Source organism: Frigoribacterium sp. VKM Ac-2530 (genome assembly GCF_015350835.1).
In the GTDB taxonomy this organism is placed as follows: domain Bacteria; phylum Actinomycetota; class Actinomycetes; order Actinomycetales; family Microbacteriaceae; genus Frigoribacterium.
This window is the reverse complement of sequence record NZ_JADKSE010000002.1, coordinates 1,348,322-1,370,319: the sequence shown is the minus strand read 5'-3', so window position 1 is coordinate 1,370,319 and position 21,998 is coordinate 1,348,322. Positions and strand designations below refer to the sequence as shown.

The window sequence follows — 21,998 nt, the reverse complement described above, 5'->3', positions numbered from 1 at the left end:
ACCTCTCATGACACCCGAGACCTCCGTGCATCCCCAGGCGCTCCGCAGCCCCGTCGCGAGCGGCGGCGACGAGCTCGTGGTACTGCTCGACGAGGCCGGCGAGCCCTGCGGCACGCACCTGAAGGCCACGGTGCACACGACGACGACGCCGCTGCACCTCGCCTTCAGCTGCCACGTGCTCGACGACCGCGGTCGCGTGCTCGTCACCCGCCGCGCCCTGTCAAAGAAGACCTGGCCCGGCGTCTGGACCAACTCCTTCTGCGGCCACCCTGCCCCGGGCGAGACCCCCGAGGAGGCGGTGGCCCGGCGCGCGTCGCAGGAGCTCGGCATCGAGGTCACCGACGTGACCAGCGTGCTGCCGGACTTCCGGTACCTCGCGACCGACGCCTCCGGCGTGGTCGAGAACGAGATCTGCCCGGTCTTCACCGCCCGCGCCGTCGGCGTGCCCGACCCGTCGCCCGACGAGGTGGCCGAGTGGGCCTGGACCGACCCCGCGGCGCTGCGCGACGCGGTCGCCGCGACGCCGTTCGCGTTCAGCCCGTGGCTCGGCTGGCAGCTCGAGGCCTGGCCGACGCCGCAGGGCTAGCTGCCGAACCGGACAGCACGACGGCGCCTGCCCCGAGGGGACAGGCGCCGTCGTGCTCAGGACCGGACGCGGGTCAGCGGGGGCGGAGCTGCGCCGCTGCCGGGCAGTCGAAGGGGTCGCCGCCCGCGGCGAGGCCGACGCGGTTCAGGTAGCGGATGACGATGCCGTACGACTTGACGGCCGTCGTCTCCTGGTAGGGGATCTCGTGCGCGGCGCAGTGCGCCTTGACAAGCTTCGACGCGGCACGCAGGTGCGGCCGGGCCATGCTCGGGAACAGGTGGTGCTCGATCTGGTAGTTCAGGCCGCCCATGAACGCGGTCGAGAAGCGACCCGTGATGTTGCGCGAGGTGAGCACCTGCTTGCTGAGGAAGTCGACCTTGGCGCCCTCGGGGATGATCGGCATGCCCTTGTGGTTCGGCGCGAACGACGAGCCCATGTAGAGGCCGAAGACGGCCATCTGCACGCCGATGAAGGCGAAGGCCATCCCGACGGGCAGGAAGAAGAACACGGCGCCGAAGTAGAGCACCATGCGCGTCGCGATCAGCGAGATCTCGAGCGCGCGGCCCTCGATCTTCTCCTTCGTGAGGAGCACCTTGAACGAGTGCACGTGCAGGTTGACGCCCTCGCCGAGCAGCAGCGGGAAGAAGAAGTAGCCCTGACGACGCGTCAGGTGCTTCATGAGGCCGGTCTGCTTCGCCGCGTCCTCCTCGAGGAACGAGACCGTGTCGAAAGCGATGTCCGGGTCCTTGCCCTTGGTGTTCGGGTTGGCGTGGTGACGGGTGTGCTTCGACATCCACCACGCGTAGCTCATGCCGACGACGCCGGCGGCGAGGACGCGGCCGACCTTGTCGTTGCGCGTGCCGGAGTCGAAGACCTGGCGGTGCGCGGCCTCGTGGGTGAGGAACGCGAACTGCGTGAGGATGATCCCCAGGGCCGCGGCGATGAGCAGCTGGAACCAGCTCGAGCCGAGCAGGACGAAGCCGGTCGCGGCGCCGCCGAGGCAGGCCACGAGGATGACGAAGACCGTGACGTAGAAGCCGGTGCGGCGGCGGAGCAGGCCCGCCTCGCGCACGCTGGCGAGCAGGGCCGAGTAGGTGCTGGTCGGCTTGCTGGCACGACCGGCGACGGTCGGCCGGAAGCCGGACGAGACCGGGCCGGAGGCGCCGGTGGGGGGTGCGATGACGGACATGGAGCTCCCGCGGGTGTGTCGACTTCCCAGCCGTGGAGGTGAGCGGTGCGCCCCAGATGCCTCTGACGCTAGGGGCACGGTCGGGGTCAGCGCCAGCGCACGCGGCGATGCACAGCGATGCCGGGCGGATGCACAGGTGGAACGGGCGGTCGCGCGGGCGGGCGCTCGCGCGGGCGCGCGGGCGCGCGGGCCGGTGCGCGGGTGCGCGGGCGGCGCGCGGGCGGCCCTCGCTCGACGGCGAGCGACCCTCGCCGTCCGGCGCGGGACCTGCCAGGAGGGGGCGGTAAACTCCTCGGGTCCGCCCCGCCAAGGAAGAAGTACCGTGCCGTCTGCCTCCGTGCCCCCCGTGCCGTCCGGCGGCGACACGGCCGACCGGGGCCGCGCCTCCTCGGCTGGCTCCCCGGCGGCTTCCTCGTCGTACTGGCCGGTGCCCCTGGTGCGTGCGGTGCCCCTCCTCGTGACGGCCGCCGTCGTGACCTTCTCGCGCGACCACTCCCCGTTCGTCGGCCTCGTGTCCTTCGGCGTCGCCGCCCTGGTGGGCGGGCTGCTGCTGACCGTCGGCGTGCTGCTGCGCCTCGACGACCGCAGCAGCCGCACGCTGCAGGTCGTCCAGGGCGTGACGACCGTCGTCGCCGGTGCGGTCGCCCTCGCCGCCTCGTCGGCCGGGCTCGCGTTCTTCGTCGCGCTCGTGTCGGGCTGGGCGCTCGTCGCCGGCGCCCTCGAGCTCGTCACCGGCCTGCGTCGCCGCGGCCGCTCGCCGCTCGCCCGTGACTGGATCAGCGTCGGGGTGCTCACGCTGGCGCTGGGCGTGGTGTTCCTGGTGGTGCCTCTCGACTACGCGCAGCCGCTCGGCGGCGTCGAGCAGATCGAGGGCGAGCTCACCTCGTCCACGGTTCTGGTGGGGGTCCTCGGCGCCTGGGCCGCGGTCGTCGGGGTGTTCCTGGTGATCGCCGGGCTGTCGCTGCGGTGGCAGACGGACGCGGGGCACGGCGCGGCCGGACACGGTGCCGCAGGACGGACCGACGCGGGGCCGGCCGGCTACCGCACGAGCACGAGCACTGACAGCAGCATCGACCCGACATCGGACGAGGGACAGCACGCATGACCACACCCAGCTGGCGCGAGCGCGTCCGTCCCGCCGAGTTCCTGGGCCTCAGCGGCGTGTTCGCCGTCTTCGTCGGACTCGTCGTGCTGATGACGACCCGCGAGCTCGAGCTCGCGCTGATCTTCCTCTGCATCGCCTTCATCGTCGCGCTCGTCGTGATCGCGATGCTGGCCCTCGCCGCGAAGCCCAACGAGGACGAGCGCCACGAGATCGACGAGTCGGACCGTCCCAAGGGCCACTGACCCGGGCCCGCCGCCGCCCCGCCGACTACCCCAGCGCGCCTCCTCGCGACCACCTGTCGCAAATGCCGACCGGTCAGGCTCGGAGCCACTCCGTGTACCGGGAAAAGCAACTATTGCGTGCTCTGCAGTCGGCATTTGCCGCCACTGATCATGTGCGGGCTGCTCGTGCGGACGGTCCGCAGCGCAAATGCCGACTGATCGGACCCTGAGCACGCTCGAGAACAGCGAAATGCCACTATCGGGGAGGCCGCGGTCGGCATTTGCGGACCCGGCCCCTCGTTGCACGCGAGACCTGCGTGCGGCTCACAGCGTGCGGCGCCGCGCCGCGCCGCGCCGCGCCGTGCGACTAGCCCAGGCGGGCGACGAGGTCCGAGGCGAGGCCCGTGTAGGTCGCGGGGGTGAGCGCCACGAGGCGGGCCTTCGCGTCGGCGCCGATGTCGAGCCCCTCGACGAACGCGACGAGGTCGGCCTGCGAGACGCGCTTGCCCCGGGTGAGCTCCTTGAGCATCGCGTAGGGGTCGGCGATCGACGAGCGCCCGGCGACCACCTCGGCGCGGATCACCGTCTGGATCGCCTCGCCGAGCACCTCCCAGTTGCCGTCGAGGTCGGCCTCGAGGGCAGCGGTGCCGACGGCGATCTCGCCGAGCCCGCGACGCAGGTTGTCGAGCGCGAGCACCGAGTGGCCGAGGGCGACGCCGATGTTGCGCTGGGCCGACGAGTCGGTGAGGTCGCGCTGCTGACGCGAGGTGACGAGGGTCGCCGCGAGCGAGTCGAGCAGGGCGCACGAGAGCTCGAGGTTGGCCTCGGCGTTCTCGAACTTGATCGGGTTGATCTTGTGCGGCATCGTCGACGACCCGGTGGCGCCCGCCTGCGGGATCTGCGTGAAGTAGCCCATCGAGATGTACGACCAGATGTCGGTCGCGAGGTTGTGCAGCACGCGGTTGACGTGGGCGATGCGCGAGTAGAGCTCGGCCTGCCAGTCGTGCGACTCGATCTGGGTCGTGAGGGGGTTCCAGCTGAGGCCCAGCGCGTCCTCGACGAAGGCCCGAGAGATCTCGGGCCAGTCGGCCGACGGGTCGGCGACGACGTGCGCCGAGAACGTGCCGGTGGCGCCGCTGAACTTGCCGAGGTACTCGGTGCCGGCCACCTGGGCGCGGAGGCGCTGGAGGCGGTGCACGAAGACCGCGAACTCCTTGCCGACGGTCGTGGGGGTCGCGGGCTGGCCGTGCGTGTGCGCGAGCATCGGCACGTCGCGGGCGTCCGCGGCCCAGGTCGACAGGGCGTCGACGACGGCGTCGAGCGCGGGCAGCCAGACCTCGGCGACGGCGGCCTTGACGGTCACCGCGTACGAGAGGTTGTTGATGTCCTCGCTCGTGCAGGCGAAGTGGGTGAGCTCGGCGATCGGGTCGAGGCCCAGCTCGGACAGACGGGCGCGGACGTAGTACTCGACCGCCTTGACGTCGTGACGGGTCGTGGCCTCGAGCCCGGCGAGCTCGTCGATCGCGGGCTGCCCGAAGTCGGTGACGACCGCTCGCAGCGCCTCCTTCTGGTCGGACGTGAGCGCCTCGGCGCCGAACGCGCCGCGGTCGGTCTGGGCGATCAGCCACTCGACCTCGACGTGCACGCGGGCCCGGTTGAGGCCCGCCTCGCTGAGGTGGTCGCCGAGCTGCCCCACGGAGGCGCGGTAGCGGCCGTCGAGCGGGCTGAGGGGCTGAGGGGGCAACGTCATGAGGGTCCCTTGCGGAGTGCGGGTTCGATCTGGCGGAAGAGGGCGGTGCAGGCTCGCTCGACCATGGCGAGCACGTCGTCGAACACGGCCGGGTCCGAGTAGTAGGGGTCGGGCACGTCGGAGCCGCCCTGCGCCGCGCCCTGGGGGTCGAACGACATGAGCAGCTGCACCTTCGAGCGGTCCGACTCGTCCTCGGCCCACGACCGGAGCACCCGTTCGTGGCCCCGGTCGAGCGCGACCACGAGGTCGTGACGAGCGAAGTCGGCGGTCGAGAACTGGGAGGCGCGGTGCCGGGAGCCATCGTAGCCACGGGCCCGCAGCGCCTCGACGGTGCGCGGGTCGGCCCCCTCGCCGACGTGCCAGTCGCCCGTGCCCGACGACGACACGTCGAGCGAGTCGGCGTGGCCGGCCCGGCGGGCGACCTCGCGCAGGACCACCTCGGCCATCGGCGACCGGCAGATGTTGCCGGTGCAGACGAAGACGACGCTGAGGCGGCTCACCGCCGGCGGTCGCTCGGCTCGACGATCGGGCGGATCACGATCCCGATCAGCCAGGCGACGACCGCGAGGACGAGCGCGCCGAGCACGCCCCACCAGAAGCCGTCGACGACCAGGCCGAAGCCGATCTGCCCCGAGATCCAGGCCACGATGCCGAGCAGCAGCCCGTTGACGATCAGCGAGAGCAGCCCGAGGGTCAGCACGTAGAGGGGGAACGCGACGACGCGGATGACCGTGCCGACGACCCCGTTGACGATGCCGAAGATGAGCGCGACGAGCAGGTAGGTCAGCACGGTCTCGGTCGTGCCGCCGTCGCCGTACGCGTCGACCCGCACTCCCCCGACGACGAACGTGGTCGCCCACAGGGCGAGGGCGTTGATCAGCAGCCGCACGAGGAATCGCATGGGTCCATCATGCCGTCCTAAGGTGGCCGGGTGAACGCTCCCGTCAGGCTCCGTCCCGAGATCGCCGCCCTGCCCGCCTACCGCCAGGGGAAGCAGGCCGCGCCCGACGCGTTCAAGCTGTCGTCGAACGAGAACCCGTTCGAGCCGCTCCCCGCCGTCGTCGACGCGCTCCGTGACGCCGTCGCGGTGAACCGCTACCCGGACGCGACGGCCGCCGGCCTCCGCGCCGCCCTCGCCGACAAGTTCGGCGTCACCACCGACGAGGTGCACGTGGGCGCCGGCAGCGTCTCGCTGCTGCAGCAGCTCGTGCTCGCCGCCGCGGCGCCCGGCGACGAGGTCGTCTACGCCTGGCGCTCGTTCGAGGCCTACCCCGGGCTGGTCACCGTCAGCGGCGCGACCAGCGTGCAGGTGCCCCTGCGCGAGGACGGCAGCCACGACCTCGTCGCGATGGCCGCGGCCGTCGGCGAGCGCACCCGCCTGGTGATCGTCTGCTCGCCCAACAACCCCACCGGCACGGTCGTCACGACGAGCGAGTTCGAGCAGTTCATGTCCGCCGTCCCCGACGACCTCCTGGTCGTGCTCGACGAGGCCTACGCCGAGTTCGTCACCGACGAGCACGCCGTCGACGGCCCGTCGCTCACCGAGCGGCACCCGAACCTGGTGGTGCTGCGCACGTTCTCCAAGGCGCACGGACTGGCGGCGCTCCGCGTCGGGTACGCGATCGGCGCCTCCTCGGTGCTCGACGCCGCGCGCTCGACGGCGATCCCGCTGGCCGTGACCGCGCAGGGCCAGGCCGCCGCCCTGGCGTCGCTGGCCCACGAGGAGGAGCTGCTCGCGCGGGTGGACCGGATCGCGGTCCTGCGCGACCAGGTCTGGCGCTCCCTCGTCGACCAGGGCTGGGAGCCGCCGCTCGCCCAGGGCAACTTCGTCTGGCTGCCGACCGGCGAGCACACCGCCCACGCCGCCGAGGTGTTCGAGACCCACGGCCTCGTCGTGCGCGCCTTCGCGCCCGAGGGGATCCGCGTCACGATCGGCGAGCCGGCGTCCGTCGACCGCCTCCTGCAGGCCGCGCAGGAGGTGCTGGGCACTACATCCGTGTGAGGGCATGAGAGCGCCAGTAGATTGGTCCGCATGTCCCTGAGCGAAACGAGCCGGCACCCCGGCACGGTCCAGCTGCTGACGCCCGCCGGCGAGCTGGTCCGCACCGACGAGACGGCCGAGTTCCTGCCCTGGGTCGACGCCCTGAGCGACGACCAGCTGCGCGCGATGCACCGCGACATGGTGCTGACGCGGCGCTTCGACCGCGAGGCCGCCGCCCTCGCCCGTCAGGGCCAGCTCGCCCTCTGGGTGCCGAGCCACGGCCAGGAGGGCGCCCAGGTCGGCCTGGCGCACGCCACCCGCCCGCAGGACCACCTGTTCCCGTCGTACCGCGAGCACGCGGTCGCCCTCGCCCGCGGCGTCGACCCGGTCGACATCCTGCGCCTGCTGCGCGGCCACACGCACGGCGGCTGGGTGCCCGCCGAGCACCAGAACTTCCACGTGTACACGCTCGTGATCGGCTCGCAGACGCTGCACGCCACGGGCTACGCGATGGGCCTCGGCCTCGACGGCAAGAGCGGCACCGGCGACCCCGAGGTCGACCAGGCCGTCGTCACCTTCTTCGGTGACGGCGCGACCAGCCAGGGCGACGTCAACGAGGCGATGATCTTCGCGACGAGCTTCCGGACGCCCGAGCTGTTCTTCCTGCAGAACAACCAGTGGGCCATCAGCGTGCCGGTCTCGCGCCAGTCGCGCACGCCGCTCGTCGACCGCGCCGCCGGCTTCGGCCTGCCCGCGACCCAGATCGACGGCAACGACGTGCTCGCGAGCTACGCCGTCAGCCGCCGCGACCTCGAGGCCGCCCGCTCGGGCTCCGGCCCCCGGTTCATCGAGGCGATGACGTACCGCATCGGCGCGCACACCTCGTCCGACGACCCGACGAAGTACCGCACCGACGACGAGCTGCAGGGCTGGATCGCCCGCGACCCGATCGACCGCTTCGCGGCGTTCCTCCGGTCGCGCGGCGAGGGCGACGCGTTCTTCGCCGGGCTCGAGGCCGAGGGCGACGACCTGGGCCACGACGTCCGCACCCGCACGACGTCGCTGCCCGCGCCCGACCCGTCGCTGATGTTCGAGCACGTCTACAGCGAGCCGCACCCCGTCATGCGCGAGCAGCACGAGTGGCTCACCCACTACGAACAGGGCCTCGGCGGCGACGCCGGCTCCGACTCTGCAGGAGGACGCGCATGAGCGACGTGACGACCACCACCGCTGCCGCGCCGGCCGCCGGTCCGCAGGGCGGCGCCGGCGCCGACGAGCCGACCCGCGCCTCCCTCGAGACCATGCCGCTCGGCAAGGCGATCAACGCCGGCCTCCGCCGCGCCATGGCCGACGACCCGCGCGTCCTGCTCATGGGCGAGGACATCGGCACGCTCGGCGGCGTGTTCCGCGTCACCGAGGGCCTGCAGGCCGAGTTCGGCGAGAACAGGGTCATCGACACGCCCCTCGCCGAGTCGGGCATCATCGGCAGCGCCATCGGCCTCGCGATGGCCGGCTTCCGCCCCGTCGTCGAGATCCAGTTCGACGGGTTCATCTACCCCGGCTTCGACCAGATCGTGTCGCAGCTCGCGAAGATGACCAACCGCCACGAGGGCTCGGTCACGATGCCCGTGGTCATCCGGGTGCCCTACGGCGGGCACATCGGCGCCGTCGAGCACCACCAGGAGAGCCCCGAGGCGTACTTCGCGCACACGGCCGGCCTGCGGGTCGTCAGCCCGAGCACGCCGCACGACGCCTACTGGATGATCCAGGAGGCGATCGCGTCGAACGACCCGGTCATGTTCTTCGAGCCCAAGAGCCGCTACTGGCCCAAGGGCGAGGTCGACCTCGCCGAGCCGCACGCGCCCCTGCACGCCAGCCGCGTCGTCCGCACCGGCACCGAGGTCACGCTGCTCGGCCACGGCGCCATGGTGAGCGTGCTGCTGCAGGCCGCCGAGATCGCGGCCGCCGAGGGCATCTCGGCCGAGGTCGTCGACCTGCGGTCGCTGTCGCCGATCGACTACGCGCCGATCCTCGAGTCGGTCCGCAAGACCGGCCGCCTCGTCGTCGCACAGGAGGCGCCCGGCTTCGTCAGCGTCGGCTCCGAGATCGCCGCGACCGTCGCCGAGAAGGCGTTCTACTCGCTCGAGGCCCCGGTGCTGCGCGTGAGCGGGTTCGACACGCCCTTCCCGCCCGCCAAGCTCGAGACCCTCTACCTGCCCGACGCCGACCGCGTGCTCGAGGCCGTCGACCGCGCTCTCGCGTACTGAGAGGAACACCTCCGTGACCAGTGAGTTCTCCCTTCCCGACGTCGGCGAGGGCCTGACCGAGGCCGAGATCGTCGAGTGGAAGGTCGCCCCCGGCGACACCGTCCAGATCAACCAGGTGCTGGTCGAGATCGAGACCGCCAAGTCGCTCGTCGAGCTGCCCTCGCCCTACGCGGGCGTCGTCGAGAGCGTGCTCGTCGCCAGCGGCGAGACCGTCGACGTCGGCACCCCGATCATCACCATCGCCGACGGCACCGGGCCGGCCACGCCGTCCGACCGGGCCGCCGAGGCCGCGTCCGGCGAGTCGGGCGCGCTGGCCCGCACCGCCCAGATCATCGCGCAGGAGGAGGCGGCGCTCTCCGAGCAGCGCGCTCGCCAGTCCGCGCCCGCCCCTGCTGCCCCGCCCGCGCCTCCTGCGCCCTCGGCCGACGAGGTGGCCGCGTCCGGCAGCACGGGCTCCGTGCCGTCCGCCGCGTCGACGGCCGCTGCGTCGTCCCCGTCGGCCGACGTCGACTCCGGCTCGGGAGCGGTGCTCGTGGGCTACGGCGCCGCGGGCGGCCACGGCCAGACCCGTCGCCGCAAGCCGTCGCAGGGCGAGGTCGACGCGCGCCAGCTGCGCGTGGCCGAGCAGGCCCGCCGCCGGCCGACGACCTCGGTGCCCGCCGCGCTCGCGCTGCCGATCATCGCGAAGCCGCCGATCCGCAAGCTCGCGAAGGACCTCGAGGTCGACCTCGCGACCGTGCAGCCGACCGGCCTCGCGGGCGAGGTCACGCGCGACGACGTCATCCGCCACGCGCAGCAGGCGAGCGTGTTCCGGAACATCGAGACCCCCGAGTGGAGCGAGGAGCGTGTCGAGCGCATCCCCGTCAAGGGCGTCCGCAAGGCGATCGCCGCGGCGATGACCTCGTCGGCCTTCACCGCGCCGCACGTCAGCCTCTTCGTCGACGTCGACGCGACCCGCACGATGGAGTTCGTCAAGCGCCTCAAGGCGTCGCCGCAGTTCGCGGGCGTCAAGGTCTCGCCGTTGCTGATCATGGCCAAGGCCATCATCTGGGCCGTGCGCCGCAACCCCATGGTGAACTCGGCCTGGACCGACCGCGAGATCCTCGTGCACCACTTCGTCAACCTCGGCATCGCCGCGGCGACGCCCCGCGGCCTGATCGTGCCGAACGTCAAGGAGGCGCAGTCGATGAGCCTGCTCGAGCTCGCCCAGGCGCTCGAGCAGCTGACCCTCACGGCTCGCGACGGCAAGACGAGCCCGGCCGACATGCGCGACGGCACCATCACGATCACGAACATCGGCGTCTTCGGCATGGACACCGGCACGCCGATCCTCAACCCGGGCGAGGTCGCCATCGTCGCCCTCGGCACGATCAAGGCGAAGCCGTGGGTCGTGGACGGCGAGGTGCGGTCGCGCATGGTGACGACGATCGGCGCGAGCTTCGACCACCGCGTCGTCGACGGCGACGTGGCGAGCCGGTTCGTGGCCGACGTGGCGAGCGTGCTCGAGGAGCCGGCCCTCCTGCTCGACTGAGCGCGCGCTTCCTCGGCTCCGCCCGTCGCGGCAGCCTGTTTTGACAATCATTATCAGTAGCAATAGCGTGGCGGCATGAAGTCATCGCGCGCCCTGTCGCTGCTCGCCCTGCCCGCCGCCGCCGTGCTCGTGCTGAGCGGCTGCGCCTCGGGCGACGGCGCCGGTGCCGGCGGGTCGTCGTCGGACGACGGGGGCGCGATCGCCGTCGTGGCCTCGACGAACGTCTACGGCGACATCGCGAAGACGGTCGGCGGCGACGCGGTCGACGTCACCAGCGTCATCAGCGACCCCTCGCAGGACCCGCACTCGTACGAGGCCGACGCCCGCACGCAGCTCGCCGTCTCGCGGGCCGACGTCGTGGTCCAGAACGGCGGCGGCTACGACGAGTTCATGCACACGCTGCTCGACGCCAGCGGGTCGGACGCGGCCGTGATCGACGCCGTCGAGGTGAGCGGCCTCGACGCGGACGAGCACGGCGACGAGGCCCACGCCGACGAGTCGGCCGAGGCGCACGCCGACGAGACGGCCGAGGCCGACGACCACGGGCACGACCACGGCGAGTTCAACGAGCACGTCTTCTACAGCCTCCCCTCGATGGCGGCCCTCGCCACCGCGATCGCCGACGAGCTCGGCGCGGTCGACCCTGCCCAGGCCGACACGTTCACCGCGAACGCCGCCTCGTTCGGCGAGCAGATCGCCGACCTGGAGGCGCAGGCCGCCGAGGTCGAGACCGCCCACGACGGCGAGTCGGTCGCCTACACCGAGCCGGTGCCCGGGTACCTCTTCGACGCGATGGGCCTCGTGAACGTGACCCCGTCCGACTTCTCCGAGGCGATCGAGGAGGGCGACGACGTGTCGCCCGCCGCCCTGAACGAGACCCTGCAGCTGTTCTCGGACGGCACCGTCGACCTGCTCGCCTACAACGAGCAGACCTCCAGCCCCGAGACCGAGCAGGTCGAGAAGGCGGCCACCGACGCCGGCGTCGCGATCGTCCCGGTGACGGAGCTGCTCCCGACAGGGGATGATTACGTCTCGTGGCAGCAGAGCAACATCGACGCGATCACGGCGGCGCTCGACAAGTGACCCCCGGCACGACCGACGCCTCCGTCGCCGCCGCCCACCGCGCCTCCTCGGCCGGGGGCGGCGGCGACGCCGTGCTGCGCCTGCGCGGCGCGGGCGTCTCGTTCGGGGACCGCACGCTCTGGTCGGGGCTCGACCTCGACGTGGCCCCGGGCGAGTTCCTCGCCGTGCTCGGGCCCAACGGCGCGGGCAAGACCACGCTGCTGCGCGCCGTGCTCGGCCAGCAGCAGCTCACCGAGGGCACCCTCGAGTTCCTCGGCCGCCCCGTCGGCCGCGGGCACCGTCGCATCGGGTACGTGCCGCAGCAGCGGCTGATGGAGGCGGGCACCCCGCTGCGGACCCGCGACATGATCGCCCTCGGCGTCACCGGGCACCGCTGGGGCCTGCGCCGCGAGTCGGCCGCCGAGCGCGCGACGATCGACGCCCTCGTCGACGAGGTGGGCGCCTCCTCGTTCGCCTCGGCCCCCGTCGCCAGCCTGTCGGGCGGCGAGCAGCAGCGCGCCCGCGTGGGCCAGGCCCTCGCGGCCGAGCCCGCCCTGCTGCTCTGCGACGAGCCCCTCATCTCGCTCGACCTGCGGCACCAGCGCGGGGTCACGGAGCTGATCGACCGCCAGCGACGCGCACGCGGGGCGGCCGTCGTGTTCGTGACCCACGACGTGAACCCGATCCTCGACGTCGTCGACCGGGTGCTCTACCTCGCCGGCGGCAAGTTCCGCGTCGGCACCCCCGACGAGGTGCTGCAGGCACCCGTGCTCAGCGAGCTCTACGGCACGCCCGTCGACGTGGTGCGGACCATGGGGCGCATCGTCATCGTCGGCGGCCAGGGCCACGACGACCACCACGCCGACGAGCACGACGACGACGAAGGACTCGTGCGGTGACCGACCTCTGGACCCAGCTGTTCTCGTTCCAGGACTTCGGCGAGCTCGTCGTGCTGGTGCGCAACTCGATCGTCGCGGGCGCCGTGCTCGGCCTCGTCGGCGGCCTGATCGGCCCGTTCGTCATCACCCGCAACCTGCCGTTCGCCGTGCACGGGATCAGCGAGCTCTCGTTCGCCGGGGCCTCGGCGGCCCTGCTGATCGGCGCGAACGTCGTGGGCGGCTCCGTCGTCGGCAGCGTCGTCGCCGCCCTGCTGATCGGCCTGCTCGGGTCGCGGGCGCGCGAGCGGAACTCGATCATCGCGGTGCTCATGCCCGCCGGGCTCGGCCTCGGCATCCTGTTCCTCGCCCTGTACCGCGGGCGGTCGGCGAACAAGTTCGGCCTGCTGACCGGTCAGATCGTGTCGGTCGACAACCCGCAGCTGGGCTGGCTCATCGCCATCTCGGCCGTCGTGATCGTGGTGCTGCTCGTGATCTGGCGACCGCTGACCTTCGCGAGCGTCGACCCCGACGTCGCCGCGGCGGCGGGCATCCCGGTGCGGGCGCTCGGGCTCGTCTTCATGCTCGTGCTCGGGCTCGCGGTGGCGGTCTCGGTGCAGATCGTGGGCGCCCTGCTCGTGCTCGCGCTGCTGGTCACCCCGGCGGCGGCGGCCCTGCGGCTCACCGTCGACCCGCGCCTCGTGCCCGTGCTCAGCGTCGTCTTCGCCGTCGTGTCCGTGGTGGGCGGCATCCTGCTGGCGCTCGGCGGCGGCCTGCCGATCAGCCCGTACGTCACGACCATCTCGTTCCTCATCTGGCTCGTCTGCCGCATCGTCGGCGGGCGGCGCGAGAGCCGAGGAGGCGGGCGGACAGGCCGAGGAGGCGGCACCGGGCGCCCCCAGGCCGCGCCGGTACCCTCGACGACGACGAAGGCGGCCTGACGTGGTCGGACTTCTCCGAGCGATGCACGGAGGTGCGCAGTGGTAGCGAAGCGGAACACGTGGCAGCGCGAGGCCGTGCGCGAGGCGCTCGGCCGCAGCGAGGGCTTCGTCAGCGCCCAGTCGCTGCACGGGCAGCTCCGCGACACGGGGTCGCCGATCGGGCTCGCCACCGTCTACCGCGCGCTCGCGGACCTCGCCACCGACGGCGCCGCCGACTCGCTGCAGCAGGAGGGCGAGAGCCTCTACCGAGCCTGCACGCCGGGCACGCACCACCACCACCTCATCTGCCGCACCTGCGGCACCACGGTCGAGATCGAGGCCGACGCGGTCGAGACCTGGGCCCGCCAGGTCGCCGCCCAGCACGGCTTCACCGAGGCGCAGCACATCGTCGACGTGTTCGGCACCTGCGCGGCGTGCACGGCCGAGAAGGCCGCGGGACGCGACCCTGCCGTGACGCGCGGCGGGGCTGCCGGCTGAGCCGCGCCTCCTGGGCTCGTGCTCGCGGCGTCCTGGGCCTTCTCTGCCCACCAGGCCCGCAGTTGACCCGGGTCGAGCGTGTCGCGTAAGCTCTTCCTTTGGTTGGGCGCTCTCTGCGCCCATGTGCACCGAACCCCGAGCACCACGGCCCGTCATGCGGACCGAGCGGGGCGACGCGCGCCGACAAGTGACCTTGGGTAGGACTCGGTCGTCCCCGGACGGCGAGCTCCTACGGTACCTACGGAGGAAATCATGGCAGCAACCTGCCAGGTGACCGGAGCCATTCCTGGTTTCGGCCACAACATCTCGCACTCGCACCGACGCACCAAGCGTCGTTTCGACCCGAACATCCAGAAGAAGACGTACTACGTGCCGTCGCTGCGCCGGAAGGTGACCCTCCAGCTCAGCGCCAAGGGCATCAAGGTCATCGACGCTCGTGGCATCGAGTCGGTCGTCAAGGACCTGCTCGCTCGTGGGGAGAAGATCTAATGGCTCGTCAGCAGGACGTCCGTCCCATCATCAAGCTCCGCTCGACGGCGGGCACCGGTTTCACGTACGTGACCAAGAAGAACCGTCGCAACAACCCCGACCGCCTGGTTCTCAAGAAGTACGACCCGGTCATCCGCAAGCACGTCGAATTCCGCGAGGAGCGCTAAGCATGGCCAAGAAGAGCAAGATCGCCAAGAACGACCAGCGCGCCGTCATCGTCGCGCGCTACGCCGAGAAGCGCCTCGAGCTGAAGAAGGCCCTGGTCGACCCGGCCGGCACCGACGAGAGCCGCGAGGCCGCTCGTCTCGGCCTCCAGAAGCTGCCGCGCGACGCGTCGCCGGTCCGCCTCCGCAACCGCGACGCGATCGACGGTCGCCCCCGCGGCCACCTCAAGGAGTACGGCATCAGCCGCGTGCGCTTCCGCGACATGGCGCACCGTGGTGAGCTTCCGGGCATCACGAAGTCTTCCTGGTAGGTTCGAGCCGTTTCCCGGGGCTCAGGCCCCGGGGCTGAGCTACACGGGCGGAGGGCCCTCGGCCCTGCCGTCTGATCCGAACAGGCACGGTGAACGCCGTGTCATGTCTCACCGAACGAAGTCCGAGGAGGACACCACATGGCTGACAAGTCACTGAACCGCACCGAGCTCGTCGCAGCTGTCGCTTCCGAGTCCGGCCAGAGCCAGGCCGCCGTCAGCGGCGTCGTCGACGCTTTCTTCTCCGTCGTGTCGAAGTCGGTCGCCGACGGCACGAAGGTCACCATCCCCGGGTGGATCGCCTTCGAGAAGACGCACCGCGCCGCTCGCACGGGTCGCAACCCGCAGACGGGCGAGGCCCTCGAGATCGCCGCGAGCGACTCGGTCAAGGTCAGCGCCGGCAGCAAGCTCAAGGCTGCGGTCAAGTAGTCCTCCGCTTCTCACGAAGCACCCGGGAGAGGGCGGCGACTTCGGTCGCCGCCCTCTTCCGCGTTCCCGGGCAGGACGGCGCAGGTCGCTCGGCGGCGAGCGGACCGCTCCCGCTCCCAGTCGGGGCGACCTAGCATGGGACCGATGCCCAGACTCTCCCGCACGGCCGGGCCCGCACTGCTCGTGGTCGTCGCGTTCGCGGCCCTCGTCGCCGCCCTGAAGTTCGGCGGCGCCGCCGACGCGCCGCTGGTCGTCGACCCCGGGCAGGTCGTGCGCTACGGATTGCCGATGGCCAAGATGCTGGGCAACATCGGCGCGGCCGTCACGATCGGCACGCTGTTCCTCACCTGCTTCGCCCTGTCACGCGACCGGCCCGAGTTCGAGCGGGCCATGGACATCGCCGCCGGCGCTGCCGGGTTCTGGACCGTCGCCTCCGCGGCCACCAGCTTCTTCACGTTCCTCAGCGTCGCCAACGTGCCCGTCACCCTGGACGAGCAGTTCGGCCGGACGCTCGCGTTCTTCCTCACCGACACCGAGCTGGGCCGCGCCTGGCTCATCACGACCCTGATCGCGGCGGCGGTCACCGTGCTCAGCTTCGTGCTGCGGAACATCTGGGCGCTCGTCGCCCTGACCGTGCTCGCGGGCGGCGGGCTCATCCCCCTGGCCCAGCAGGGTCACGCCGCGGGCTCGAGCGGCCACGACGCGGCCGTCACCGACCTCGCGCTGCACCTCGAGGGCGCCTCCGTCTGGCTGGGCGGGCTCGTCGCGCTCGTGCTGCTGCGGAGCACGCTCGAGAAGGGCCGGATCGGCGTCGTGCTGGCGCGGTACTCGACCATCGCGATCATCTGCTTCGTCGTCGTCGCCGTCTCGGGCATCGGCAGCGCGGCGCTGCGCATCGGCGACTGGGCGGCGCTGTCGACGGGCTACGGCGTGCTCGTGCTGGTGAAGACCTTCGCCCTGGTCGCGCTCGGGCTGTTCGGCGTCGTGCAGCGGCAGTACCTGGTCAGGCGGATGGAGACGCAGCCGGCCAGGACAGCCCGGTTCTTCTGGTGGTTCGTCACGGCCGAGCTGGCATTCATGGGCCTGGCCTCCGGCGTCGCGTCCGCGCTCGCCCGTACGGCGACCCCGGTCGAGGAGGTGGCGGCCAGCGACCTCGCCGCCCCGACCCCTGCCGAGATCCTCACGGAGGAGGCGCTGCCGCGCGAGCTCACGCCGATCCGCTACCTGACGGAGTGGAACGTCGACCTGCTCTGGGCCCTCGTCTGCACCTTCGGGATCTTCTTCTACATCGCGGGCGTCGTGCGCCTGCGCCGCCGCGGCGACAGCTGGTCGCTCGGCCGCACGGCCTCGTGGGTCGCCGGGCTGCTCGTGCTCTTCTACGTGACGAGCGGTGCCCCGAACGTCTACGAGCCGTACCTCTTCAGCGCGCACATGCTGTCGCACATGGTGCTCGGCATGGTGATCCCGCTGCTGCTGGTGCCGGGAGCGCCGGCCACGCTCGCCCTGCGGGCGATCCGCAAGCGCACCGACGGCACGCGGGGGCCGCGCGAGTGGATCATGATCCTCGTGCACTCGGGCTACGCGCACGTGATCAGCAACCCGATCGTCTCCGCCGTGCTCTTCGCCGGCTCGCTCTTCGTCTTCTACTACACGTCGCTGTTCAGCTGGGCGACGACGACGCACCTCGGCCACTACTGGATGATCGTGCACTTCCTGATCGTCGGGTACCTCTTCGTGCAGTCGATGATCGGCATCGACCCCGTCAAGGGGCGCCTGCCCTACCCGATGCGGCTCGTCGTGCTGCTGGCGACCATGGGGTTCCACGCGTTCTTCGGCATCGGCATCATGACCGCGACGGGGTTGTTCCTGGCCGACTGGTACGGCGCCATGGGACGCACCTGGGGGCCGACCCCGATGCAGGACCAGTACGCCGCCGGCGGCATCGCCTGGAGCGTCGGCGAGATCCCGACCGTCACGATGGCGATCATCGTCGCGATCATGTGGAGCCGCAGCGACGGCCGCGAGGCCAAGCGCAAGGACCGCCAGGCCGACCGCGACGGCGACGCCGAGCTGACCGCCTACAACGAGCAGCTCGGGGCGCTGGCGCGGAGCGACCGGGGCTGAGCCGCGCGCCTGGGCTGCGCCCCGAGCGAGGGGCGCTCTCTCTGGGGGTCGTGCGGGAGGCGCGGGGCGGCTTGGATCGGACGCGGACGTCACGAGGCGCCCCGACCGGGAGGACACCCCATGGCCAGCACGATCGCACGCACTCAGCTCGGGGTCGTCGTGCTCGGCATCGCCGCCGCGACCCTCTTCGGCGGCACGCTGCCGCACCGCGACGCGGGCGAGTCCGCCGCGCCGCAGCCGACGCCGCAGCACCAGCAGCAGTCGGCCTCCGACGCGGCTCAGGCGAGCGACGCAGGCACGCGCTAGGCGCCGAAGCGAGGCGCTGCCGCACCGACGGTCCCGCCGAGCTCGACCGGACTCGAAGGCGAAGCCTGGACGGTCGGACCCGAGGCACGGCCCCCGGCACGCCGCCGAGAGCCGCGCGCCCGGGCGGCCGCGACCAGACGATCCGCCTGCGACCGCCTAGAAGGGCGCGACGCCGCTGCGGTCGATGAACGTGCCCGTGGGCCCGTCCGCCCCCTGCGTCGCCAGCTCGACGATCGCGTCGGTGCCCTCGGTGACCGTCTGGTGCCCGCTGTTGCCGTTGAGGTCGGTCGCCGTGTAGCCGGGGTCGGCCGCGTTGACCCGGATGCCCGGCAGCGCCTTGGCGTACTGGACGGTGAGCATCGTCAGGGCCGACTTCGACGCCGTGTAGAGCGGGGCCACCACGGTCGACTCGATGCGGTCGGGGTCGTGCACCGCGGTGAACGAGCCGAGCCCGCTCGTCACGTTGACGATCGCGGGCGCCGAGGACGCGCGGAGCAGGGGGAGGAACGCGTGCGTCGTGCGCACGATGCCGGCGACGTTCGTGTCGAGGACGAGCAGCGCGTCGGCGCCCGTCAGGTCGGCGGGGTCGGCGTGCGACCCCGTGATGCCCGCGTTGTTGACGAGGACGTCGAGCCCGCCCTCGGCCCCGACGAGCTCGGCGGCCGCGGCGACCGAGGCGTCGTCGGTGACGTCGAGCTGCACGAAGCGCGCGCCGAGCTCGTCGGCGGCCTGCTGCCCGCGCGACGCGTCACGCGCCGCCATCCAGACGGTGTGGCCCTCGGCCAGCAGGCGGCGGGCGGTCTCGAGGCCGAGGCCCTTGTTGGATCCGGTGATGAGTGTCGTGGTCATGGGTCGATCATGCGCGGCGCCGCCGACGCGCGCGTGGCCCGCCCCGGCAGGAGGACTGCCAGTACCAGGCAGCACCTCCCTGGGGAGGAGAGGATGAGCGCATGCCTGCACAGGACGACCAGCTCGGCTGGCTGCTGAAGACCTGGCGCGCCCGCCTCGCCCCCTCCGACGCCGGCCTGCCCTCCGGCGGCGTGCGCCGAGCGACCGGCCTCCGTCGAGAGGAGCTCGCCGCCCTCGCCGGACTCTCGGTCGACTACGTCGTCCGGCTCGAGCAGGGCCGGGCCCGGCACCCGTCCGACCAGGTCGCCACCGCCCTCGCCCGCGCCCTGCAGCTCGACGACGCCGAGCGCGACCACCTGTTCCGCAGCGCCGGCCTGCTGCCCCCGACGTCGGCCGTCGTGTCACGGCACATCCCCCCGGGCGTGCAGCGGCTCGTCGCACGGCTGCGCGAGACTCCCGTCGCGGTCTTCAGCGCCTCCTGGGACCTGCTCACCTGGAGCCCGCTCTGGGGGCGCCTGCTCGGCGACCCCGACGGCTGGCCGGCGGACGAGCGGAACATCGTCGTCCGGGCGTTCCGCGACGCCCGTCGCGAGGCCGACCCGGCTGCCGCCGCGGCGGAGGACAGGACACGGACGAGCGCAGGAGGCGCGGACACGGCAGTGCGGACCCGTCACCTCGACGGCTCGGGCGGCGCCCGCTTCCGGGCCGCCCTCGTCTCCGACCTGCGCCGGGTGCTCGTCGACCACCCGACCGACCCCCGCCTCCGCGCGCTCGTCGACGGGCTGCTCGCCACCGAGCCCGCGTTCGCCGAGCTCTGGGCCCGGGGCGCGGTCGGCGTGCACGAGTCCTCGCGCAAGGTGATGGACCACCCGCTGGTCGGCCCGCTCGAGCTCGACTGCGACGTGTTCACCGTGCCGGGCAGCGAGCTCGCGATCGTCGCGTACACCGCCGCCGAGGGCACGCCGGCGGCCGCGGCCCTCGACTTCCTGCGGGTCGGAGCCGTGGGCGCCGTGGGGGTCTCCGGCGACGTGTGCGAGACGCCCGACGCGGCCGCCGCCTCCTCGTCGCTCTCGCCGCGCTAGATGCAGTAAGAGCCGCAAATGCCGACCGAGGAGCCCGCAACAGCGGCATTTCCGGTCGCAGAACGGGTTCTCGCAGCCTGACGGTCGGCATTTGCCGCCACGGTGTCGAACCAGGGCGGGCAGCAGTGCGCCCGGCCGCGTGCGAGGTGCGACGGAGCCGGGCGTAGGGAAGACCGCAAATGCCGACCGGGGAGCCCGCAACAGCGGCATTTCCGGTCGCAGAACGCCGTTTCGATGCCTCGTTGTCGGCATTTGCGGCGATCGACGTCGAGCCCGAGCCCGGGAGACAGAGCGCCCGGCCGCGTGCGAGGAGCACGGGGCCGGGCGCAGGGTCCGAGGAGGCGCGGGTCGGCTAGGCGAGCATCTCGCGGACCAACGGCACCACCTTCGTGCCGTAGAGCTCGATGCTGCGCATCATCTCGGCGTGCGGCAGGCGGCCCATGCTGTAGCGCATGTCGAAGCGCGTGGCCCCGAGCAGCGCCATGTTCTGGGCGATCTTCGTCGCGACCGTCTCGGGCGAGCCGACGTAGAGGGCGCCCTGCGGGCCCGCGCTCTGCTCGTACTGCGCGCGCGAGTAGGGCGGCCAGCCGCGCTCGCTGCCGAGCTGGTTCGTCTGCGCCTCCTGGTACGGGAACAGCACCTCCTTCGCCTCGGCGTCGGTCTCGAGCACGAAGCCGGGCGAGTGCATCGCGATGGGCTGCGACTCCTTGCCGAACTCGCCGAGGGCACGGCGGTAGAGGTCGGCGTAGGGCGCGAACTGGGCGGGCTGGCCGCCGATGATCGCGAGGAAGAGGGGCAGGCCGTAGTGCGCCGCACGGATGACCGACTGCGGCGATCCGCCGACGCCGACCCAGGTCTTCAGCGTGCCGCTCTCGGGACGCGGGTAGACCCACTGGTCGCTGAGGGCGCCGCGCTTGGTGCCCTGCCAGGTGACGGGCTCGTCCTTGAGGAGCTCGGCGAAGAGCTGGATCTTCTCCTCGAAGAGGACCTCGTAGTCCTGCAGGTCGAGGCCGAAGAGGGGGAACGACTCGGTGAACGAGCCACGCCCGAGGATGACCTCGGCCCGCCCGTTCGACAGCGCGTCGACCGTCGCGAAGCGCTCGTAGACGCGGACGGGGTCGTCCGAGCTGAGCACCGTCACGGCCGAGCCCAGACGGATCTTCTGCGTGCGGGCCGCGATCGCCGCGAGGACAACCTCGGGCGCGCTCACGGCGAAGTCGACGCGGTGGTGCTCGCCGACGCCGATGAAGTCGAGGCCGACCTGGTCGGCGAGCACGGCCTGCTCGACGAGGTCGCGGATCGACTGGGCGTGCGAGACGAGCTCGCCCGCGCCGTCGACGCCGGCAGGACGCTCGGTGACGTCGCCGAAGGTGTCGAGTCCGAACTCGAGGGGGTGTGCCATGGGGTGCGCTCCGATCCGCTGCATTTCATGCGTGTGCATGATCTTACGGGATGAACCGTGACCGGAGGCTGGGCATTCCGTTGTGCGCGCATCGCCCCTCAGGAACGGAGCGGGCGGTCGAGCGGGTTCGCCGCGATGCGCCCGGGCATCCCGCCCCGCACCGTCCGGCCCGCCTGGCTGCCCGGCTTGCGCTCGGCCTGGTCGCCGATCGCCGCGGCGAACTCGGCGGCGAAGCCGAGCCGCGGGACGGCCCCGACCAGGGAGGCGACGAACGCCGCGTCCCAGTCCGCACCTCCCGTGCCGCTCACGTCGAGGCTGGTCGCCCGTTCGAGCAGGTGCGCCTCGGGATCGAGCGCGACGTCGACCGACGTCCACATGTGCCGCTCGACCACCTCGGCCAGGCGCCGCTGCCGGGGCTCCGACCAGCCGGCCCCGGCGGCGAAGACGCGGGCGGCGGCTCCCCCGGCGTGCTCGAAGTCGACGGCGTGCGCGTCGAACGACGGCACGAGGCCGAGGTCGTGCAGCAGCGAGGCGACCCAGAGCAGCTCGGCGTCGAAGGCGACGGACTCACGGCGGCCGAGCTCGGCGGCGAGCGCCCACGAGCGCACGCTGTGGCCCAGCAGGGCAGGGCTCGCGTGGGCTGCGGTGACCTCCCGGGCGCGGGCGGCGACCGCGGTGGGCGGGACGAGGAGGCGCGCGACGGCGGACGAGGAGGCGGACGGAGACGAGGAGGAGGTGGACGCAGACGAGGAGGCGGATGCGGTCGGAGAAGAGGAGACGGACGGAGACACGGAGGCGGACGAGGGCGGGACGGACGACATGCCCCCGAACCTACGAGTGGACGCCGAGCCCGACCAGTG

At 72.4% G+C, this 21,998-nt stretch carries 25 protein-coding genes; 18 read left to right on the top strand and 7 right to left on the bottom strand.

Annotated elements, in window-relative coordinates; genetic code table 11:
- Positions 1–7 precede the first annotated feature (7 nt).
- On the top strand, positions 8–586 hold the full coding sequence (gene idi / locus ITJ48_RS15485) for an isopentenyl-diphosphate Delta-isomerase (protein WP_194614325.1): 579 nt from the start codon (positions 8–10) through the stop codon (positions 584–586).
- Between the two features lie 73 nt (positions 587–659).
- Here the strand turns inward: idi and ITJ48_RS15480 are convergent, their stop codons facing one another.
- Positions 660–1,775: an acyl-CoA desaturase gene (locus tag ITJ48_RS15480; protein ID WP_192043001.1), complete on the bottom strand. Its 1,116-nt coding sequence runs from the start codon at positions 1,773–1,775 to the stop codon at positions 660–662.
- A gap of 322 nt (positions 1,776–2,097) precedes the next feature.
- On the opposite strand from ITJ48_RS15480, the gene ITJ48_RS16365 reads away from it, so the two are divergent.
- Both ITJ48_RS16365 and ITJ48_RS15470 read left to right on the top strand, forming a co-directional pair.
- Positions 2,098–2,880, top strand: a complete 783-nt coding sequence (locus ITJ48_RS16365) for a DUF308 domain-containing protein (RefSeq protein ID WP_370544954.1) — start codon at positions 2,098–2,100, stop codon at positions 2,878–2,880.
- Positions 2,877–3,122: a hypothetical protein gene (locus tag ITJ48_RS15470; protein ID WP_123548498.1), complete on the top strand. Its 246-nt coding sequence runs from the start codon at positions 2,877–2,879 to the stop codon at positions 3,120–3,122. Before ITJ48_RS16365 ends, ITJ48_RS15470 begins: the two co-directional genes overlap by 4 nt.
- A 346-nt stretch (positions 3,123–3,468) precedes the next feature.
- Here the strand turns inward: ITJ48_RS15470 and purB are convergent, their stop codons facing one another.
- The 3 genes from purB to ITJ48_RS15455 are packed head-to-tail and all read right to left on the bottom strand — an operon-like array spanning position 3,469 to position 5,752.
- Positions 3,469–4,851, bottom strand: a complete 1,383-nt coding sequence (gene purB, locus ITJ48_RS15465) for an adenylosuccinate lyase (RefSeq protein ID WP_194614324.1) — start codon at positions 4,849–4,851, stop codon at positions 3,469–3,471.
- Positions 4,848–5,297 (bottom strand): low molecular weight protein-tyrosine-phosphatase, encoded by a 450-nt coding sequence (locus tag ITJ48_RS15460; RefSeq protein ID WP_194614523.1) that lies wholly within the window; start codon positions 5,295–5,297, stop codon positions 4,848–4,850. Before ITJ48_RS15460 ends, purB begins: the two co-directional genes overlap by 4 nt.
- A 50-nt stretch (positions 5,298–5,347) precedes the next feature.
- Positions 5,348–5,752: a phage holin family protein gene (locus ITJ48_RS15455; RefSeq protein ID WP_123548496.1), complete on the bottom strand. Its 405-nt coding sequence runs from the start codon at positions 5,750–5,752 to the stop codon at positions 5,348–5,350.
- A gap of 30 nt (positions 5,753–5,782) precedes the next feature.
- On the opposite strand from ITJ48_RS15455, the gene ITJ48_RS15450 reads away from it, so the two are divergent.
- The 14 genes from ITJ48_RS15450 to ITJ48_RS15385 all read left to right on the top strand — a co-directional run bounded on the left by ITJ48_RS15450 (position 5,783) and on the right by ITJ48_RS15385 (position 17,805).
- Positions 5,783–6,853 carry a histidinol-phosphate transaminase gene (locus ITJ48_RS15450; protein ID WP_194614323.1) on the top strand — a complete coding sequence of 357 codons (1,071 nt, stop codon included), beginning with the start codon at positions 5,783–5,785 and terminating at the stop codon, positions 6,851–6,853.
- 30 nt (positions 6,854–6,883) lie between these two features.
- The gene (locus ITJ48_RS15445; protein WP_194614322.1) at positions 6,884–8,041 is read left to right on the top strand and encodes a thiamine pyrophosphate-dependent dehydrogenase E1 component subunit alpha; all 1,158 of its coding nucleotides are present in this window, start codon (positions 6,884–6,886) and stop codon (positions 8,039–8,041) included.
- 92 nt (positions 8,042–8,133) lie between these two features.
- Positions 8,134–9,099 carry an alpha-ketoacid dehydrogenase subunit beta gene (locus ITJ48_RS15440; RefSeq protein ID WP_228507425.1) on the top strand — a complete coding sequence of 322 codons (966 nt, stop codon included), beginning with the start codon at positions 8,134–8,136 and terminating at the stop codon, positions 9,097–9,099.
- Positions 9,100–9,112: 13 nt separating this feature from the next.
- Positions 9,113–10,630 (top strand): dihydrolipoamide acetyltransferase family protein, encoded by a 1,518-nt coding sequence (locus ITJ48_RS15435; protein WP_194614320.1) that lies wholly within the window; start codon positions 9,113–9,115, stop codon positions 10,628–10,630.
- A 75-nt stretch (positions 10,631–10,705) separates the two neighbouring features.
- Positions 10,706–11,713 (top strand): metal ABC transporter solute-binding protein, Zn/Mn family, encoded by a 1,008-nt coding sequence (locus ITJ48_RS15430; protein ID WP_194614319.1) that lies wholly within the window; start codon positions 10,706–10,708, stop codon positions 11,711–11,713.
- Positions 11,714–11,784: 71 nt separating this feature from the next.
- Positions 11,785–12,591: a metal ABC transporter ATP-binding protein gene (locus ITJ48_RS15425; protein WP_370544969.1), complete on the top strand. Its 807-nt coding sequence runs from the start codon at positions 11,785–11,787 to the stop codon at positions 12,589–12,591.
- Entirely contained in the window at positions 12,588–13,508 is a 921-nt protein-coding gene (locus ITJ48_RS15420) for a metal ABC transporter permease (RefSeq protein WP_194614318.1), read from the top strand. The genes ITJ48_RS15425 and ITJ48_RS15420 overlap by 4 nt, the downstream gene beginning before the upstream one ends.
- 39 nt (positions 13,509–13,547) lie before the next feature.
- Positions 13,548–13,985, top strand: coding sequence for a transcriptional repressor (locus ITJ48_RS15415; RefSeq protein WP_194614317.1), 438 nt, complete (start codon positions 13,548–13,550; stop codon positions 13,983–13,985).
- Positions 13,986–14,237: 252 nt separating this feature from the next.
- A complete protein-coding gene (rpmB, locus tag ITJ48_RS15410) occupies positions 14,238–14,474 on the top strand; it encodes a 50S ribosomal protein L28 (protein ID WP_123548488.1) in 237 nt (78 codons plus the stop codon).
- Complete coding sequence (gene rpmG, locus ITJ48_RS15405) at positions 14,474–14,641, top strand: 50S ribosomal protein L33 (RefSeq protein WP_043595944.1); 168 nt, start codon at positions 14,474–14,476, stop codon at positions 14,639–14,641. Before rpmB ends, rpmG begins: the two co-directional genes overlap by 1 nt.
- Before the next feature lie 2 nt (positions 14,642–14,643).
- Complete coding sequence (gene rpsN / locus ITJ48_RS15400; protein ID WP_056058637.1) at positions 14,644–14,949, top strand: 30S ribosomal protein S14; 306 nt, start codon at positions 14,644–14,646, stop codon at positions 14,947–14,949.
- A gap of 138 nt (positions 14,950–15,087) precedes the next feature.
- A complete protein-coding gene (locus ITJ48_RS15395; RefSeq protein WP_043595940.1) occupies positions 15,088–15,375 on the top strand; it encodes an HU family DNA-binding protein in 288 nt (95 codons plus the stop codon).
- A gap of 144 nt (positions 15,376–15,519) precedes the next feature.
- A complete protein-coding gene (locus ITJ48_RS15390) occupies positions 15,520–17,499 on the top strand; it encodes a cytochrome c oxidase assembly protein (protein WP_194614316.1) in 1,980 nt (659 codons plus the stop codon).
- Between the two features lie 120 nt (positions 17,500–17,619).
- Entirely contained in the window at positions 17,620–17,805 is a 186-nt protein-coding gene (locus tag ITJ48_RS15385) for a hypothetical protein (RefSeq protein WP_192042992.1), read from the top strand.
- A 156-nt stretch (positions 17,806–17,961) separates the two neighbouring features.
- On the opposite strand, the gene ITJ48_RS15380 is transcribed toward ITJ48_RS15385, so the two are convergent.
- On the bottom strand, positions 17,962–18,654 hold the full coding sequence (locus tag ITJ48_RS15380; RefSeq protein ID WP_194614315.1) for an SDR family NAD(P)-dependent oxidoreductase: 693 nt from the start codon (positions 18,652–18,654) through the stop codon (positions 17,962–17,964).
- A gap of 101 nt (positions 18,655–18,755) precedes the next feature.
- Between ITJ48_RS15380 and ITJ48_RS15375 the strand changes: the two genes are divergently transcribed.
- Positions 18,756–19,736: a helix-turn-helix transcriptional regulator gene (locus ITJ48_RS15375; RefSeq protein WP_194614314.1), complete on the top strand. Its 981-nt coding sequence runs from the start codon at positions 18,756–18,758 to the stop codon at positions 19,734–19,736.
- A 352-nt stretch (positions 19,737–20,088) separates the two neighbouring features.
- On the opposite strand, the gene ITJ48_RS15370 is transcribed toward ITJ48_RS15375, so the two are convergent.
- Together ITJ48_RS15370 and ITJ48_RS15365 are read right to left on the bottom strand one after the other, a co-directional pair.
- Positions 20,089–21,138: an LLM class flavin-dependent oxidoreductase gene (locus tag ITJ48_RS15370; RefSeq protein WP_194614313.1), complete on the bottom strand. Its 1,050-nt coding sequence runs from the start codon at positions 21,136–21,138 to the stop codon at positions 20,089–20,091.
- Positions 21,139–21,236: 98 nt separating this feature from the next.
- Positions 21,237–21,959, bottom strand: coding sequence for an HD domain-containing protein (locus ITJ48_RS15365; protein ID WP_194614312.1), 723 nt, complete (start codon positions 21,957–21,959; stop codon positions 21,237–21,239).
- Positions 21,960–21,998 lie beyond the last annotated feature (39 nt).

Coding starts and splice junctions, on each gene's coding strand:
- idi (WP_194614325.1), top strand. CDS start 8: ATGACACCCGAGACCTCCGTGCATCCCCAGGCGCTCCGCAGCCCCGTC.
- ITJ48_RS15480 (WP_192043001.1), bottom strand. CDS start 1,775: ATGTCCGTCATCGCACCCCCCACCGGCGCCTCCGGCCCGGTCTCGTCC.
- ITJ48_RS15470 (WP_123548498.1), top strand. CDS start 2,877: ATGACCACACCCAGCTGGCGCGAGCGCGTCCGTCCCGCCGAGTTCCTG.
- purB (WP_194614324.1), bottom strand. CDS start 4,851: ATGACGTTGCCCCCTCAGCCCCTCAGCCCGCTCGACGGCCGCTACCGC.
- ITJ48_RS15460 (WP_194614523.1), bottom strand. CDS start 5,297: ATGGCCGAGGTGGTCCTGCGCGAGGTCGCCCGCCGGGCCGGCCACGCC.
- ITJ48_RS15455 (WP_123548496.1), bottom strand. CDS start 5,752: ATGCGATTCCTCGTGCGGCTGCTGATCAACGCCCTCGCCCTGTGGGCG.
- ITJ48_RS15445 (WP_194614322.1), top strand. CDS start 6,884: ATGTCCCTGAGCGAAACGAGCCGGCACCCCGGCACGGTCCAGCTGCTG.
- ITJ48_RS15440 (WP_228507425.1), top strand. CDS start 8,134: ATGCCGCTCGGCAAGGCGATCAACGCCGGCCTCCGCCGCGCCATGGCC.
- ITJ48_RS15430 (WP_194614319.1), top strand. CDS start 10,706: ATGAAGTCATCGCGCGCCCTGTCGCTGCTCGCCCTGCCCGCCGCCGCC.
- rpmB (WP_123548488.1), top strand. CDS start 14,238: ATGGCAGCAACCTGCCAGGTGACCGGAGCCATTCCTGGTTTCGGCCAC.
- rpmG (WP_043595944.1), top strand. CDS start 14,474: ATGGCTCGTCAGCAGGACGTCCGTCCCATCATCAAGCTCCGCTCGACG.
- rpsN (WP_056058637.1), top strand. CDS start 14,644: ATGGCCAAGAAGAGCAAGATCGCCAAGAACGACCAGCGCGCCGTCATC.
- ITJ48_RS15395 (WP_043595940.1), top strand. CDS start 15,088: ATGGCTGACAAGTCACTGAACCGCACCGAGCTCGTCGCAGCTGTCGCT.
- ITJ48_RS15390 (WP_194614316.1), top strand. CDS start 15,520: ATGCCCAGACTCTCCCGCACGGCCGGGCCCGCACTGCTCGTGGTCGTC.
- ITJ48_RS15385 (WP_192042992.1), top strand. CDS start 17,620: ATGGCCAGCACGATCGCACGCACTCAGCTCGGGGTCGTCGTGCTCGGC.
- ITJ48_RS15380 (WP_194614315.1), bottom strand. CDS start 18,654: ATGACCACGACACTCATCACCGGATCCAACAAGGGCCTCGGCCTCGAG.
- ITJ48_RS15375 (WP_194614314.1), top strand. CDS start 18,756: ATGCCTGCACAGGACGACCAGCTCGGCTGGCTGCTGAAGACCTGGCGC.
- ITJ48_RS15370 (WP_194614313.1), bottom strand. CDS start 21,138: ATGGCACACCCCCTCGAGTTCGGACTCGACACCTTCGGCGACGTCACC.
- ITJ48_RS15365 (WP_194614312.1), bottom strand. CDS start 21,959: ATGTCGTCCGTCCCGCCCTCGTCCGCCTCCGTGTCTCCGTCCGTCTCC.